The 15,872-nt window shown below is 39.5% G+C and carries 16 protein-coding genes, 1 rRNA gene and 1 pseudogene; 1 reads left to right on the top strand and 17 read right to left on the bottom strand.

Annotated features, from left to right (window positions below; all coding sequences use genetic code 11):
• Nucleotides 1-106: 106 nt before the first annotated feature.
• From veg to metG, 7 genes are all read right to left on the bottom strand, one after another.
• Nucleotides 107-370 carry a biofilm formation stimulator Veg gene (gene veg, locus GGQ95_RS17000; RefSeq protein WP_044742047.1) on the bottom strand — a complete coding sequence of 88 codons (264 nt, stop codon included), beginning with the start codon at nt 368-370 and terminating at the stop codon, nt 107-109.
• Nucleotides 371-552: 182 nt separating this feature from the next.
• Nucleotides 553-1,461 (bottom strand): sporulation peptidase YabG, encoded by a 909-nt coding sequence (gene yabG / locus GGQ95_RS17005; protein WP_066151227.1) that lies wholly within the window; start codon nt 1,459-1,461, stop codon nt 553-555.
• An 89-nt stretch (nt 1,462-1,550) separates the two neighbouring features.
• On the bottom strand, nt 1,551-2,438 hold the full coding sequence (rsmA, locus tag GGQ95_RS17010; RefSeq protein ID WP_066151231.1) for a 16S rRNA (adenine(1518)-N(6)/adenine(1519)-N(6))-dimethyltransferase RsmA: 888 nt from the start codon (nt 2,436-2,438) through the stop codon (nt 1,551-1,553).
• Entirely contained in the window at nt 2,431-2,994 is a 564-nt protein-coding gene (gene rnmV, locus GGQ95_RS17015) for a ribonuclease M5 (protein WP_044742035.1), read from the bottom strand. Before rnmV ends, rsmA begins: the two co-directional genes overlap by 8 nt.
• Before the next feature lie 237 nt (nt 2,995-3,231).
• Entirely contained in the window at nt 3,232-4,422 is a 1,191-nt protein-coding gene (locus GGQ95_RS17020; RefSeq protein ID WP_066151234.1) for a G5 and 3D domain-containing protein, read from the bottom strand.
• Between the two features lie 202 nt (nt 4,423-4,624).
• Nucleotides 4,625-5,395, bottom strand: a complete 771-nt coding sequence (locus tag GGQ95_RS17025) for a TatD family hydrolase (protein ID WP_066151237.1) — start codon at nt 5,393-5,395, stop codon at nt 4,625-4,627.
• A gap of 142 nt (nt 5,396-5,537) precedes the next feature.
• The gene (gene metG / locus GGQ95_RS17030) at nt 5,538-7,718 is read right to left on the bottom strand and encodes a methionine--tRNA ligase (protein ID WP_312856954.1); all 2,181 of its coding nucleotides are present in this window, start codon (nt 7,716-7,718) and stop codon (nt 5,538-5,540) included.
• A 257-nt stretch (nt 7,719-7,975) separates the two neighbouring features.
• On the opposite strand from metG, the gene abrB reads away from it, so the two are divergent.
• The gene (gene abrB, locus GGQ95_RS17035) at nt 7,976-8,260 is read left to right on the top strand and encodes a transition state genes transcriptional regulator AbrB (RefSeq protein ID WP_044742039.1); all 285 of its coding nucleotides are present in this window, start codon (nt 7,976-7,978) and stop codon (nt 8,258-8,260) included.
• Nucleotides 8,261-8,291: 31 nt separating this feature from the next.
• Here abrB and rsmI read toward each other — a convergent pair whose 3' ends face one another.
• The 10 genes and pseudogenes from rsmI to rrf all read right to left on the bottom strand — a co-directional run.
• Nucleotides 8,292-9,164 carry a 16S rRNA (cytidine(1402)-2'-O)-methyltransferase gene (rsmI, locus tag GGQ95_RS17040; protein ID WP_080862605.1) on the bottom strand — a complete coding sequence of 291 codons (873 nt, stop codon included), beginning with the start codon at nt 9,162-9,164 and terminating at the stop codon, nt 8,292-8,294.
• Between the two features lie 18 nt (nt 9,165-9,182).
• On the bottom strand, nt 9,183-9,923 hold the full coding sequence (locus GGQ95_RS17045; protein ID WP_066151261.1) for a tRNA1(Val) (adenine(37)-N6)-methyltransferase: 741 nt from the start codon (nt 9,921-9,923) through the stop codon (nt 9,183-9,185).
• Between the two features lie 65 nt (nt 9,924-9,988).
• Entirely contained in the window at nt 9,989-10,351 is a 363-nt protein-coding gene (yabA, locus tag GGQ95_RS17050) for a DNA replication initiation control protein YabA (protein ID WP_044742041.1), read from the bottom strand.
• Between the two features lie 15 nt (nt 10,352-10,366).
• Nucleotides 10,367-11,194 carry a PSP1 domain-containing protein gene (locus GGQ95_RS17055; protein ID WP_044742042.1) on the bottom strand — a complete coding sequence of 276 codons (828 nt, stop codon included), beginning with the start codon at nt 11,192-11,194 and terminating at the stop codon, nt 10,367-10,369.
• Nucleotides 11,187-12,191: a DNA polymerase III subunit delta' gene (holB, locus tag GGQ95_RS17060; protein WP_066151263.1), complete on the bottom strand. Its 1,005-nt coding sequence runs from the start codon at nt 12,189-12,191 to the stop codon at nt 11,187-11,189. Before holB ends, GGQ95_RS17055 begins: the two co-directional genes overlap by 8 nt.
• Before the next feature lie 187 nt (nt 12,192-12,378).
• Nucleotides 12,379-13,035 (bottom strand): dTMP kinase, encoded by a 657-nt coding sequence (gene tmk / locus GGQ95_RS17065; RefSeq protein ID WP_066151247.1) that lies wholly within the window; start codon nt 13,033-13,035, stop codon nt 12,379-12,381.
• Between the two features lie 29 nt (nt 13,036-13,064).
• Nucleotides 13,065-14,501 (bottom strand): aminotransferase class I/II-fold pyridoxal phosphate-dependent enzyme, encoded by a 1,437-nt coding sequence (locus GGQ95_RS17070; protein ID WP_080862606.1) that lies wholly within the window; start codon nt 14,499-14,501, stop codon nt 13,065-13,067.
• A 74-nt stretch (nt 14,502-14,575) separates the two neighbouring features.
• A complete protein-coding gene (locus tag GGQ95_RS17075) occupies nt 14,576-14,779 on the bottom strand; it encodes a sigma factor G inhibitor Gin (RefSeq protein WP_044742045.1) in 204 nt (67 codons plus the stop codon).
• 153 nt (nt 14,780-14,932) lie between these two features.
• A pseudogene (locus GGQ95_RS17080) lies at nt 14,933-15,675 on the bottom strand (IS3 family transposase); the annotation flags it as partial.
• 102 nt (nt 15,676-15,777) lie between these two features.
• Nucleotides 15,778-15,872: ribosomal RNA gene (rrf, locus tag GGQ95_RS17085) — 5S ribosomal RNA — on the bottom strand; the annotation flags it as partial.

Genomic DNA, 15,872 nt, shown 5'->3' on the forward strand with positions numbered 1-15,872 from the left:
ACCGCGACAATTTTATTATTTAAAAACAGACGCATCTTTATGTTTCCTTTATAAAGAAAAGTACAATATAAAGAAAAGTACAAAACAAAAAGCAGCAAACAAATGTCTACTGCCCGCCCATTACCATATGATCGTCATCTAAAAAGGTTAATTTTACTGTTTCTGTTAACACGTCAGCATAGCTATAAGATACACGCTCGAATGCGTTTTCCGCTTGATCAAGCTCAATGACAAAGACAGATGGATACGTTTCTGCAAGAATCCCGCAGCGTTCAATGGTTTTTCTTCGCCCACCGTTCGCTTTTAATGTTAGGCGTTTACCGATGTTAGAGTCTAACGCCTTCTTAATATCGGATAAAGTTTTTGCCATCATTCGCCCTCCACCTCACTGATTTAATTATAACAAATTATTACTCAAAAATCAAAAATAAAAATTATACCAACCATTTTTTATTTATGTCAATGTGTATTTTTCTACATTTTTCTCATTTCTGTGCATATTATATACTGTTTATGAAAAATTATGTATCAAACATAGAAAAGATCGCCCGACTATCTCCCGTCGTAGCGACCTTCCTGATTTTCTTTTTCAATTAGACGAAATGGCATTCCTGTGCGCAGGACTCCTTTCGTTTCTATGCCTCCGAGCCCTTTTTCACCAGTCAATGTATTTCGTAATACATCCCAAACATGAACCGTTTCAATAAAAGGAGTAAAGCTAATCCTAGAAACAATATAGACAGGGTCAAGGGCATGAATATTGACCCGAGCTGGAGAACTAGCGAAGTTGGCGCCTGCGCGAATAAGCGATTCAAAATACGATTGACAAGCTCCTGCGAAAATGACGAGCTGGTCGAGATGAGGTATTCTTTTGCGCGCTTCTTTCACAGTCTGCACAAAATATCGCGAGTGACGATATGCCTTTAAATCCGTCGCTTTTCCTTTCGATTTCGAATAAGAGTCATGTCCTGTGATCACTAAAATATCAGGACGAATTCGGTCGATAAGCTCCCCAACCCTTTCTGGCATTTCCTTTTCTTCGCAATATATTCCATGTACCGGGACGCCAATTCGCTCATACATGCTTAAGCATTTTCGTAAATACACAGGGTCACCGTCCATGTGCAGAACGCGCCCCGGGATTTGAAAAAAATCTTCCTCTGTTTGATAGCCTCCTGTTGCTCGGTACTCTGATTTTTGCTTTAATAAGTGATAATCTTGCCTTAACAATTTATACGACTGCTCGATTAATTCACTTTCTTTTTTCTGTCTCATTTGCTGCTCTTGCTCATCAATAATGATTAAATCATCGAATGGAGCATCAGCTATTAATCGCACATCTTCTCCATGCAAAATGACTTCTTTTTCTCCGTCATTCCTCACCTTAATGTCAATGACTCGGAATAGCAAATCGCATTCATATGACTTCCTAGCGACAATATCGCCGATTTTGATATCCATTGCCTCTTCACTCCAAAAATATACGATTTATTAAGTACAATATGCATAGATTTTCAAGAGGTGAAGCGAAAAGAAAAAAAGGTCTAGAGCTAGACCTTTTTTTCAAAAATATCCACTAAGCGATTACTAAGAGCAGCAAATTCTTGAATGGTCAGCGTCTCACCTCTTCTTTTTGAATCAATGCCACTATCCGCTAACCCGCGCTCAATATTTTCTTTTTGCTGTTTTCCGTTGGGCAGATGGCTTATTAGATTATTTAAAATCGTTTTGCGCCTTTGTCCGAAGCTAGCCCGAACCACCTGAAAGAAAAATGATTCATCAACGACTTCAACCGCTGGCTTTTCTCTTTTTGTTAAACGAATCACAGCAGAATCAACATTTGGCTGAGGCATAAAAACCGTTCTAGGCACATTCATCACGGTTTCAGCTTTTGTATAGTATTGGATAGCAATGGATAAAGAGCCATAATCTTTAGTACCAGGAGAAGCAGAAATGCGGTCTGCCACTTCTTTTTGCAACATGACCACAATGCCACGGATCGGCAAACGATCTGTAAGCAGCTTCATAATAATAGGTGTCGTTACATAATAAGGCAAATTGGCCACAACCATAATATCATGAATTTCTGCCAATTCTTCATCAATAATGTGCTGAATATTAGCCTTAAGTACATCTTGATGAATAATACGAATATTGGAATATAAGGAGAGGGTATCCGCTAAAATAGGCAAAAGGCGCTGATCGATTTCAAAGGAAATCACTTTTTTGGCCTGGCGCGCCAGCTGCTCAGTAAGGGCCCCAATCCCTGGGCCAATTTCAATTACGCCTGTTTCGTTAGACAATTCTGCAAAATCGACAATGCGACGCAAAATGTTCGTGTCAATGAGAAAATTTTGTCCTAAACTTTTCTTAAATGAAAAACCATATTTATTTAAAATTTCACGCGTACGTGCCGGTGTAGCAATATCCTTATTCATTGTTTTTTTCCTCCTGAAGCACTTGCTCAAGCGCATGATAAAACGCTTCTTTAGAAATTTGAAACATGAGCAGCCGTTTATAGAGCTGCTTTCCATTTGTATAGCCAATTTTTAATATTTGCCCTAAACGCTGCCGCCGAGCTTTAGCTAATGCTCCGCCAATCAATCCAGCAGCTATGAGGTCATCCAGCGTAATATCTTCTCGCCATTCTGCCGCTTCCTCATATACGTGCCTTAGTGCTTGCTGAATCGCTTCCACAGAAGCATATTCAACGCCAACTCCCCTTCCTTTTTTAGAAAGCGCCTCCTGCTTTGGTAAAAACGCATGTTTACAACCAGGTACGCGTTCAGCAATTGTTTTTCGAATCTTTTCACCAGGGAAGTCTGGATCAGTAAAAATAATAACGCCACGCTTTTCATTTGCCAGCTTGATCCGTTCAATCGTTTCTTCTGTAATGGCCGAACCATTCGTTTCAATCGTATCTGCTGTAACCGCGCGCTGAATGGCTACTGTATCATCTCGTCCTTCAACAACAATAATTTCTTTAATTTTCAATCCTTCTGCGCAGAAATATGGTTCCGCGCTTCCCCCTTTCTTTCACAAAAAATGTTCCATGATGATCCCATAAAACCGAATGAACAATTGTGTCCCAGACTTTATTTAATATTTTTTATCATTACTACATAAAAAACGCGAAACTTTTTGCCCATTTCTTCGTCTAATAATGTAGAAAATCACTTCCCATTATAACGAAAAAAAAGAGGGGAGAAAAACCCCTCTCTTGCGTTTTGCCTATTGTATAATTCTTACCTTTACGCGTTTCGTTCCCCAACGAAATGCAGCGGACTTATTTGGAAAGAAAACATCAATTTTATACCCATTAATGCTGCCTCCTGTATCAGCAGCAATTGCATAGCCATAGCCTTCTACGTATACTTTAGAGCCGAGAGGAATAACGCGAGGATCCACAGCAATGACTTTCATATGCGGATTCGCCCGCAGGTTGATTCCTGTACTCGTTCTTCCCGAACAGCCGCCGCAATAGGCTGTATACGCTGTCGCATTAACATAAAGTTCTCTAGATGATGCTGACGAGCCGCGCGATGTCATCGCTGGCCTTTCTTTCGTACCCACAGCGATCACTCGATTTTGGCTTTGCTTCACGGTTTCAGTTTTTAATAGCTTCCTAGATATTTCCTTTCCGTTTTCTAGCACAACCTCATAATGCTTTGATAAAAGCCCTTTTTGACCTGGATTAATGACTCGTTGCTCACCTTTAGGCAAGCTAGCATCCTTCTGAGTAACGACTGCGAAATTTACCGGTTCTTCCACTACATCGGTGACTTTTTGAACTTTCGTAACCTTCACAACCATATTCGCTTTTATTTGATCTTGTAATGCTGGCTCTACACGGTCGAGTTCATTTAACGTGATATGGTGCTGCTTTAAAAAGTCAGCGACAGTAGTCGAAGTTGCCCACACTTGCTGTTGCTTACCGCCGACATTCAACTGAACAGGAAACGCTTTTTGCAGCGAAATGCTCATCCCTTTTTGGATCGGTGCATCCAGTGATGGAGATACTCGATCATATGGTCCGACGGTAATATGCTGGCTCGCTAATAACTCTCTTACACTTTCAGCAGTCGTCCATAGTTCCTTTTGCTTTCCATCTATTTTGACGGTAACTTGTTTGCTCGCTTCCCAGACAATATTCAAATCGTCTGTAACAACCGTATCAAGAGAAGGGTACACATGATCCTCTGGACGAAGGTCAATATGCTGCTCCTTTAACACTTCTTTCACTGTGTTAGCGTGTGTGCGAATCTCTTGCCTCTCTCCATTTTTAGTAAGAACCACATGATCCTTTGTTGCTTCATATCCTGCAAATCCAGTCGTCGCTGAAAAAGCTATTAAACTACTAGCTGTTACTGTAAAGTTTTTCCTTAATGAATCAGAAAGCAGACTCCTCATGCTAGTCAACACGGTCTAAACCGCCTCCTTCATTTGCCTATATTTCCCCTTTCCCTAACCTTTACGCATAAGCACACTCTATTATGCAAAAAATAAAGGTAAAAGGGAAGGAAGACTTGTCGACATGTCTATACTATGCATCGTTCTAAATTTGTAGAACTCTTTTTTATTTCTCGATGATTAGACAAGCCTTCTCAAAAAACGACACATTTTGTTAGCGATTAATGCCGAATAATTTTTTCGCATTTTCGGTTGTTTTCATCGCTACTTCCTCAAAAGAAACCCCTTTCAGCTCAGCAATCGCTTCGGCAACATACTTCACATAGCTCGGTTCATTGCGCTTGCCTCGAAAAGGATGCGGGGTTAAATAAGGACAGTCCGTTTCTATAAGCAAATGTTCAAGAGGGATTTCTTTCGCAACTTCTTTAGGCTTCTTCGCATTTTTGAATGTCACAGGTCCGCCAAACGAAAGGTAAAAATTCATATGGATGCACTGCTTTGCCACCTCAACACTGCCGGTAAAACAATGCATGACCCCGCCGACTTCTTGTGCGTTTTCCGATTGTAAAACTTCCAAAATATCCGCTGTCGCCTCGCGATTATGTATAATAATCGGCAGCTTCACCTTTTTCGCCAGTTCAATTTGCTGCCGAAATACTTCTTTTTGTATTTCCTTCGGTGATTTATCCCAGTAATAATCTAGTCCCATCTCTCCTAATGCCACTACTTTAGGATGCGATGCTAGTTCTTCAATCATTTGCAAATCTTTGTCCGTCATATCAATCGCATCGACAGGATGCCAGCCAACCGCAGCATAAATAAACTCATATTGCTCTGCCAGTTCCATCGCACCGGCAATCGTCGGACGATCAAATCCCACGACTACAATATGAGATACTCCTTCATCCCGGGCTCGCTGAATGACCTCTGTCACATCCTCGCTATATTGCATCGCATTTAGATGTGCATGCGTATCAAATAACATAAGCAATGACCCCTTTTCTAACCTGTTGTTAAGTGTAGCATACAAAGCGATTACATATATCACATATCCTTAACATTTATATTACAAAATGACAACAAAGAGGTGTCGTGTGTTTCATTCACGTCCACCTCTCTGATTGATGCTACTTAATTTTGGTTCCGTTCGGCAGATTCTCATCAACAGTTGCTAAAGAAAGCATTCCATTTGTCTCGCCAGCCAAAATCATTCCTTGAGATAGTTCTCCTCGCAACTTAACTGGCTTCAAATTCGTTACACAAATCACTTTTTTGCCAATTAATTGTTCAGGTTGATAAAATTCAGCAATTCCTGACACGACTTGACGCTTTTCATAGCCAAGGTCGAGCTGTAGTTTAAGAAGCTTGTTGGCTTTTTTTACCAGTTCAACATGGAGAATTTGCGCCACTCGCAAATCTACTTTCATAAAATCATCAATTGTAATTTCCGCCGCCGTTTCTTTGGATGGATCGTTTGCTGAAGGATTTTGTGCCGCTTGATCTCCTTGCATGTGCGATTTAATATACGCCACTTCCGTTTCCATCTCCAATCTCGGAAATAAAGGCTCTCCTTTTTCAACCTTTGTTCCTTCTTTTAAAAGGCCAAATTGATATAAGCTTTCCCATTCTTTTAATTCTTGTTGTTTGATGCCGAGCTGCTGAAAGATTTTGTCTGGAGTGCGAGTTAAAAATGGCTGAAGCAAAATCGCCATGTGACGGAGCGATTCTGCCAAGTGCGTCATGACGGACGCCAATTTTTCCTTATTTGCTTCCTCTTTCGCTAATATCCACGGTTGTGTCTCGTCAATATATTTATTAGCTCGGCTGATGAATTGCCACAACGCTGTCAGAGCAACAGAAAACTCCATTTTTTCCATTGCCTCTTCATAATGCTTTACCGTTTCCTTCGATGTTTCAACAAGCTGATTATCGAACGCGGTTTTCGGTCCATCATAAACCGGAATCACACCATCAAAATATTTTTGAATCATCGCAATCGTACGATTTAGTAAATTTCCTAAATCATTGGCTAAATCATAATTAATTCGTTCGACAAACCCTTCCGGAGTAAATACCCCATCTGAACCAAATGGAACTTCGCGGAGTAAATAATAGCGAAGCGCATCTAAACCATAACGGTCAATTAATGTCACAGGATCGACGACATTTCCTTTAGATTTCGACATTTTCCCATCTTTCATTAGCAGCCAGCCATGGGCAAATACCTTCTTCGGCAACGGTAAATCCAGTGCCATTAGCATAATCGGCCAGTAAATCGTATGGAAGCGAACAATTTCTTTCCCTACCAGATGAACATCTGCCGGCCAATATTTCAAAAACTTCTCATCATTTTCCGTACCATAGCCCAATGCTGTAATATAATTAGATAACGCATCAATCCATACATAAATCACATGTTTCGGATCTCCCGGCACTTTAATGCCCCAGTCAAAGGTTGTTCGCGACACAGCTAAATCTTCCAAGCCAGGCTTAATAAAGTTGTTAATCATTTCATTTTTGCGAGATTCTGGCTGGATAAATTCCGGATTTTCTTCGTAATATTGAAGAAGACGATCGACATATTTGCTCATATTAAAGAAATACGATTCTTCTTTTACCTTTTCAACCGGACGCCCGCAATCTGGACAATTACCATCTACCAACTGTCTTTCTGTATAAAATGATTCACAAGGTGTACAATACCAGCCTTCATATTGATCTAAATAAATATCTCCTTGTTCTACTAGGCGGGCAAAAATCTTTTCAACCACCTCTTTGTGGCGATCCTCTGTCGTACGAATGAAATCATCATAAGAAATATCGAGCTTTTTCCATAGCTCTTGAATCCCAGCAACGATTTCATCTACATATGCTTGAGGTGTAACTCCTTTTTCTTCCGCTTTTCGCTGAATTTTTTGTCCGTGTTCGTCCGTTCCTGTCAAATACATCACATCGTATCCGCGAAGCCGCTTATATCGAGCCATCGCATCTCCAGCCACCGTCGTATAAGCATGGCCAATATGTAACTTGCCGCTTGGATAGTAAATCGGTGTCGTCAGATAAAAGGTTTTCTTCTCCATTTTATACCCTCCTCGATATGCAAAAACCCTCGTCCAAAGACGAGAGCAATTATCGCTTATTATATATTTTATATGATTTTGATGGTATATAAAAACATCTATTTCTCTCATCTTGGAAAAATATACATAAACACTTGAACAAATGTCAACAAATACGGTTGATTTTTGTCGAATATTCTTTATGGGTTTATATTTATAAAAAAAGAAGTGGAAAAAATAGAAAAGCATGCTTATTTTTTGATAAATTTATATATTTTATTACTTTCTTAATATATAAATAAAAAGATATAAACTCTTAATTGAAAGCATGCGATATTAAATAAAATTTTTCTGAAATAACAAAATACATTTTTTTTAAATTTTACATATAAAAGGATTGACGTATAATGGAAACATTGATATGATTAGGTTGTAGGAATTTTGTCGAATATTGACGAATAAACAAACAGGCACATAGAATTTATGATGGAGAGGAGATTATTTCAATGAAATCTACAGGTATCGTTCGTAAAGTGGATGAATTAGGCCGCGTTGTTATTCCAATTGAGTTACGCCGTACATTAGATATCGCGGAAAAAGATGCGTTAGAAATTTATGTTGACGATGAGCGCATCATCCTCAAAAAATATAAACCAAATATGACATGTGTCGTAACAGGTGAAGTTTCTGACGATAACTTCAAGCTTGCTGGCGGCAAAATCATTTTAAGCCGTGAAGGTGCTGAAATCCTTCTTAAAGAAATTCAAGAACAATTAGAAACATCAAAATAAAAGTTTCTCTAGATTTTCTAGAGAAACTTTTTTATTGGTGATATTCTTGATAGATTTCCCGTTTCGGCACCTTTCGATCTTTTGCTACTTCTTTTATTGCATCCTTGACGCTCAAATGTTTTTCATCAATATAATAATCAACATGTTCGCTGACTGAAAGCGAATGCCACCAATCGCTCACCTGTTCCTCGTTTTCCTTTGCCCCTTCCACAATGATACAAAATTCGCCGCGAATCTCCCCGTTCTTTGTCCATTCGATTACCTCGCTTATAGTACCGCGAATAAATTCTTCAAACCGCTTAGTTAATTCGCGGCCTATCGCAATTTTCCGCTCTCCCATGACTTCATGCATCACCGCCAGTGTATCGGCCAATCGGTGCGGCGATTCATAGAAAATCATGGTGTCACGTATATTCTTTAATGCTTCAAGCTGTTGTTTCTTCTCTTTTTTCGCCCGATCAAGGAAACCAAAAAAATAAAAATGTTCAGTTGGCAGCCCAGAAGCAACAAGGGAGGTGAGCGCCGCATTCGCTCCGGGCAATGGTACAACAGGGCAACGCTCTTCCAAAGCGGCGGCAACGAGATCATAGCCCGGATCAGAAATAGCAGGCATTCCAGCATCGCTCACCAATGCAATCGTTTTTCCTTCTTGCAGCCATTCGACAATTTTTTTGCCAGCTGTATATTTATTATGTTCATGATAACTGATGATTGGTGTCGTAATTTCAAAATGGTTAAGCAACTTTTTCGTTTGTCTCGTATCTTCTGCTGCTATCATATCTGCTTCCTTTAACACCCGCAATGCCCGAAATGTTATATCCTCTAAATTGCCAATCGGGGTCGGCACAATATATAAAGTTCCTTGATGAGTTTGCTCTGCAAAGCTTTTCTGCTGCCAAACCATAATTTTTTCTCCTTTTTATCACATTCCATATAATATTTGTCTTACTTCTTCTGTATACTCATTATGATCATTATACACAATTAACGGTGGCAAAATTTTTAAATCAGGATTCCCATCTTTTATCCCTTCGATCAAAAGCGTATTGGCTTCCTTCCCCAGTTTGGGGTATACGAAACGTAACCGCTTTGGCTCTAAACGATATTTCCGCATCAGGGTCACAATATCTAATAAGCGACCCGGCCGATGAACAAATGCCGCTTTTCCTCCTTGCTTAAGCAGCTGGCTGCTAACCTTCATGACATCCTCTAGCGTACAATAAATCTCATGACGCGCAATCGCTAAATGCCTATTTTTATTCATTTCCTCCTCACTTACAGTCGGAAAATATGGCGGATTGCATGTCACCACATCATATTTGCTGTAACCGAGCTTCTGAGGCATGTCCTTAATATCTCCATGAATCATCTCAATTTGCTCTGTCAGCCCATTATATTGCACACTTCTTCTAGCCATATCATAAATTCGTTCTTGAATTTCAACACCGATAATTTTTCCTTTCGTCCTTTTGCTGAGCAAAAGTGGAATCACACCATTACCTGTACATAAATCAACAATATGGCCTTTTTGAATGGGCAAATATGCGAATTTCGCCAACAACACTGCATCTAATGAAAAGGCAAAAACAGATGGACTCTGAACAATGCGCATATCTTCATTTAAGAGATAATCGAGTCTTTCATCGTGCTGCAATTCAATCATCGTTCTAATCCCTCTTTCATGTTCTTTCAAGAAAAGAGCCTCTCCTTGTTGGAAAGGCTCCGTTATTACTTTTTATTTAAAAAAGACAAGCAAAATAAGCAATCTTCCGTACGAACGCTGCCATAATGAACATTGCAAATATGAAACCCTTCTTGATAAAGCCGCGCCAAATTGTCATATCCTTCACCAATATCAATCGGCTTGCGTTCATTTTTTACCTTATGGCTTTTTTCTTTTCGTTTTATGCTGACCGCATCTTCAGTAAGTTGCTCGAGACGCATGCGCAAATGGCTGTTCTCCATTTGCAACTGCCGGTTCTCCTCAAGTAATTGAGCAAGATGTTCCTTCAGTTCAACAAGCTGACTATACAAATGGCTGATTTGTTCTTCCATACTTGTTACTGATTGAAAAATCTCTTTCTTATCCACGCAAATCCACCTCAATTAATCTGTGGCCTGAATCGACAAAACTCCTTCTTTTACTAGCTCATCAATGGTATATTCGACTACTCGTTCGTGCTCTGGCAATTCCACTTGCAGCACTCTTTCCAAAATATTTAAGCCAACTACTCTGCCGAGGCCATGCGGGGTTTCAATATATTCCCCTAAATCAGGCAACTGCTCTTTTGCTGTTTCATATTCGTCGTTTTCATATTTTAAGCAGCACATTAGCCGTCCGCAAAGACCAGAAATTTTGGTAGGGTTTAAAGATAAATTTTGATCCTTCGCCATTTTAATGGATACAGGATCAAAATCCCCTAAAAAAGTAGAGCAACAAAGCATTCTTCCGCAAGGCCCGATTCCTCCAAGCATTTTTGCTTCATCGCGAACACCTATTTGTCTTAGCTCGATGCGAGTGCGAAAAATAGCTGCTAGATCTTTCACAAGCTCACGGAAATCAACTCGTCCATCAGCTGTAAAATAGAAAATCACTTTATTGCGATCAAACGTGTACTCCACATCAACAAGCTTCATTTCAAGCCCGTGCTCTTCAACCTTTTTTAAACAAATTTGATACGCTTCCTGCGCTGCTTTTTTGTTTTCTTCAACGACCATTTTGTCTTTCGAATCTGCTATGCGAATCACCTTTTTTAAAGGCAAAACGATATCATTCTCATCCACTTGTTTATTTCCAATAACGACCTTACCGAATTCAATGCCACGAACAGTTTCTACAATGACAAACTCTCCGGTTGGAATCGTTAATTCTCCAGGATCAAAATAATAAATTTTTCCTGCTTTTTTAAAACGGACGCCTACTACATTATACAAACGGTCTTCCCTCCTTTAAGTTGAGGATAAGCTGCTCCATTAAAAGCTGGGTATTCATATTTGTATTTAAACGTGCTTTTGCTTGTAAAATCGTCGACATATTTTGGATCATTCGTTTTTGCGAACAGGCAAGAGCCCATTGCTGCAAGCTATCTAATCGATCGCAGTAAACAATGTTTTCAAGCTGATCGAGTTGCAAATACATTAGATCCTTATATAAATACAACAATAAATCCAGTCCTATATCCATTTGCTGCTTCTCTTGAAAATGGGGCATCCATTTTTCATGTATCATGAAAAGTGCATATGAGGGCTTTCCCTGTAATGCTTCATATAATTGTAACACTATTTTTCGGGCATCTGCAAACCAATCATCTCGACTTAATTCGAGAGCTTCTTCGCGATTGTTCGTAACATGTGCCGCAAGAAGGGCAAGATGGGGAGGAATTTGTTGTTCTCTTAAATAATCAGCGATGGCAGTAGGCGGCAACGTCCGAAATGATAAAACTTGGCAACGGGAAATGATGGTTGGTAACATGCGATGATATTGCTCTGTTAACAAAACCGCCGTTGTGCCTCGGTGAGGCTCCTCCAAAAACTTCAGCAAACTATTAGCCGCATTGTTTGTCATTTTATCTGCATGCCTAATGATGTAAAGCTTTTGGTTTGATTCGACTCCCGTTTTAGAAAATTCCTCTTGCAATGCTTCAATTTGCCCTTTTTTGATCGATTGACCATCCGGTTCAATCCAGTGTACATCCGGATGGTTTCCTGAATCGATCCTTCGACAATTTCTACATTCATTACAAGGTCTATACGTTAAACGGTTGAGACAAAATAAACTTTTGGCCAGCAATAAACTGACTTCTCTTTTGCCTGTTCCACGTTGTCCTTCAAATAAATAAGCATGTGCCACACGCTCTTTTTCAATGCTGCGAGCGAGCATCTTCATCACAATCGGTTGATACTGCTCAAGCTGGTCCCAAAGAACAGCCACATCCATCACTCACTTATCTATGATCTAAAATCGAAAAACGCTCCCATTTTGCATTGATCCTGCTGCTTATTCAGGATGATGAGACAGACATCGTCTTCGTTCAACTGCATCATATTTATTATGAAGCAATAGCCGCAAAACGGGAGACCTTATTTTTATTCTAACATGTCTTATGAATTTCATCATTTTATGTTTCATGGTCGAACGATTTTTCCTGTTCACCAAGCTTCTTTAAGATAATATGGGCCGTGTCAGCCAACACCTCATCAACTGGTTTTGAAGCATCAATTTGTACAATACGTTCAGGAAAACGTTGGGCTAACTGCAAATATCCTTGCCGTACTTTATGATGAAACGACAAGCTTTCCATATCCAGTCGATTAATTTCACGCTGCTGGCTTTTACGAATTCGCTCTAAGCCTACCTCCGGTTCTAAATCAAAATAAAACGTCAACGATGGAAAGTATCCATCAATGGCAAATTGATTAATACTTAATATCTCATCCATTCCCAGCCCTCTTGCAAAGCCTTGATAAGCAAGGGAGCTATCAATAAAACGATCACACAATACAATTTTCCCGCTTGTCATGGCAGGAATAATTTTTTCTACAAGATGCTGTCTTCTTGCTGCAGCATATAATAAAGCCTCGGTTCGTCCATCCATTTTTATATATGCTGGATTTAAAATAATGGAACGAATTTCCTCGGCAATTTCAATTCCTCCTGGTTCTCTTGTCGCCACAACCTCCCAGCCCCGCTCTGTCAAAAAGTCCTTCAGCATAGCAATAATCGTCGTTTTTCCTGCTCCTTCTGGTCCTTCAAATGAGAAAAATGGTCCTACCACATCTGTCACCCTTTTCATTTTCTTTTTTATTATTCGAACACCTCAATTTGATGAAAATCGAGTCGTTTTCCTCCTTGGAAATGAGAACCGTATTGTCGTAATTCAAGAAGCGAGGCAATATGTTCTCCGTTAATGATTTCTCCAATAATCAATAAAGGAATCCCTGGGGGATACGGTATAATGGTTTCTGCTGCTATGAGCCCCTCTGCTTGTTCCACATGAACAAATTTTCTGTTTCGCTTCTTTAATGATGAATATGGAATGACCTCTGATGCTGCCGCAAACGAAATGGGCGAGACAGAATCAAGGGAACGGTCACAACGGTGAAGACCAGAAAATGCCTTTTTTATTTTTTCAATAATCTCCTCCAGATTTTCAAATAATGCTAAGGGATAAACAAAAAGAACATTCAATGGATCAGCCAATTCAGTAAAAATCCCTGCTTGCTCTAAACAGCGCTGCAATTCATAACCTGATAACGAGCTTCTTGTTTGAACCGTAATTTTTAATAAATCGGTCATCACACATGGATCAGTAGATTCCACTACCGCTATTCCTTCTATTCCATTTAATGCTTTTTTAAATAAAGATACTTGAGCTTGTATATGACCGATCTCTTCTATAGATAAATGAGCTAAATAGCTTCGAGCTAAATCAAGTGAAGCCATAATTGGATAAGATGGGCTGCTCGATTGAAATATTCGCAAAAAGTGATGCAGTTTTTCTATGTCGACTAACGAGCTGTTTACATGTAAATACGACCCCATTGTCATAGCCGGCAATGTTTTGTGAGCGGATTGTACAACCACATCAGCACCATATGTTATCGCTGTTGAAGGAAAAGGATCTCCTAATATAAAATGAGCGCCATGAGCTTCGTCAACAAGCACAGGGATGCCATAGCGATGGGCCATACTCACCGCTTCTTTTAGATCAACTGCCATGCCATAATAATTGGGGTTTGTCAAAATCAGAGCTTTAGCGTTAGGATAAGCTTCAATAGCCTGTTTAATTGCCTCGTTAGAAACATAAGAAGCCACTTTTACCTCATCATCAAACTGAGGAGAAAGAAATACAGGCACTGCTCCTACTAGCTGCAAAGCATGGATAATCGATTTATGGCAATTTCTTTGCACAATTACCGGCTCGTTTTCTTCACACGTAGCAAAAATCATGGCTAAATTGCCAACAGTTGAACCATTGATCAAAAAAAAGGTTTCATCCACTCCATACAACTCAGCTGTTAATCGTTGTGCAGCTGCAATCACAGACTCCGGTTGATGGAGATCATCCAGTCCATTCAATTCAGTAACGTCAATCCTTAATAAATGCTTATAATGGTTTTTTGATTCGTTTAAAAATACATTTCCATATTTATGTCCTGGTACATGGAAAGAAATTGGATGTGCAGAGAAATGCTTTTTTAAAGCCGTATATAAAGGTGTTTCTTGTTGTTGATAACTCATACGAAATCATTCCTTTTTTATTCTATCAATTAAATATATTAAAATAAAATAGGTCCTATTAATAGGACCTTAAACTATGAATATATTTCTCGATTGATAATTTTTTTTAGTTGCTGTAAATAAAATTGGTATTTGGGATCATCTATCTCTGTATGAACGATTTCTTGTTCACAATCGATACAAAGGAATTTTGTATAGATTCGGATGCCTTGATGCTTTAGTTGCTCACAAACAATACACGTATCACCTACTGTATGATTGGTCGTAGACTGGTTCAACTTCTCCACCTCCCATTTGTCAGGATTGCCATCTTTATGAGTTTCTATACTTACAAGATATGTATTTTTAGTTTGTTTGTATTAAGATGAAATAAAAAAACCTGACTAAACTGATGTTTGAATTGACCTCATAAAGTTAGACAGGTTATTTTGTTAGGCGGCTGTTTGGGCATGAGTTCGGAATTGTACCGGGCTCATGCCTTTTAATTTTGCCTTCATTCGTTTGTGATTGTAATACTCGATATATTTTGCTAATTCTTCTTTAAAATGGACCACACTTTCAAATTCTTTTAGATATAAGAATTCGGATTTCGTCATACCCAAAGAAATTCTCAATGACTGCATGATCGTAACAGTTACCTTTTCATGACATACTTTGTGTAATCCCTCGTTCTTTGAGGATATCCCGATACTGGCGCATTTGGTAGTGTCAACCTTGGTCTGAGTGTAAGAGGAGGGCGTCACCATCTGTCAACTGTTCAAAGGCCTGCTCTAACAATTTCAATTCTGTAATATCTGTTACCCACTTTTCATTTGGTTTTTCTGCCTTGAAATTACGTTCTAAAATGTTTGGCGCAATCTTGCCGACTTTACCTTTGTCTGAACGATAGTTCTTTATACGAACAATACTTTTTAATTCCCATTTTTTTCATGATACGTTGCACCTTTTTGTGTCCACGATTTGTCAGTTCATCACGAATACGGCGGTAGCCATAACGACCTTCATGTTCATCATCAATCGCTTGAATGATTCCTTTCAGTTCTGCATCTGGATCGGGCCGACCAAAGTTTTTCACCCAATAATAATATGTGCTACGCGGAATATCTGCGAGTGATAGAAGTGCTTTCACCGGAAATGCATGCCTTAGTTCATAGACTACTTGCGCTTGGTCTTGTGTAAACTTCTCCATAACAAAACTGCACCTCCAATTGTTAGACACAACTAACAATTGGAGGTGCAGTTCAAACTGATGTTTAGTCCGGCTTTTAGTTTGTTTGCCTAGCAACGTCCTACTCTTGCAGGGGCGTTAGCCCCAACTACCATCGGCGCTGGAGAGCTTAACTTCCGTGTTCGGGATGGGAACGGGTGTGA

This window comes from Anoxybacteroides rupiense (genome assembly GCF_014196195.1).
Lineage (GTDB): Bacteria > Bacillota > Bacilli > Bacillales > Anoxybacillaceae > Anoxybacteroides > Anoxybacteroides rupiense.

Bases quoted from the DNA above. Each gene is read 5' to 3' on its own strand.
- abrB (WP_044742039.1), top strand. From the start codon at position 7,976: ATGAAATCTACAGGTATCGTTCGTAAAGTGGATGAATTAGGCCGCGTT.
- GGQ95_RS17025 (WP_066151237.1), bottom strand. From the start codon at position 5,395: ATGTTATTTGATACGCATGCACATCTAAATGCGATGCAATATAGCGAG.
- rsmI (WP_080862605.1), bottom strand. From the start codon at position 9,164: ATGGTTTGGCAGCAGAAAAGCTTTGCAGAGCAAACTCATCAAGGAACT.
- GGQ95_RS17070 (WP_080862606.1), bottom strand. From the start codon at position 14,501: ATGAGTTATCAACAACAAGAAACACCTTTATATACGGCTTTAAAAAAG.
- veg (WP_044742047.1), bottom strand. From the start codon at position 370: ATGGCAAAAACTTTATCCGATATTAAGAAGGCGTTAGACTCTAACATC.
- GGQ95_RS17045 (WP_066151261.1), bottom strand. From the start codon at position 9,923: ATGATTGAATTGCAGCACGATGAAAGACTCGATTATCTCTTAAATGAA.
- metG (WP_312856954.1), bottom strand. From the start codon at position 7,718: ATGCTTTTCTATTTTTTCCACTTCTTTTTTTATAAATATAAACCCATA.
- rsmA (WP_066151231.1), bottom strand. From the start codon at position 2,438: ATGAATAAGGATATTGCTACACCGGCACGTACGCGTGAAATTTTAAAT.
- yabG (WP_066151227.1), bottom strand. From the start codon at position 1,461: ATGGATATCAAAATCGGCGATATTGTCGCTAGGAAGTCATATGAATGC.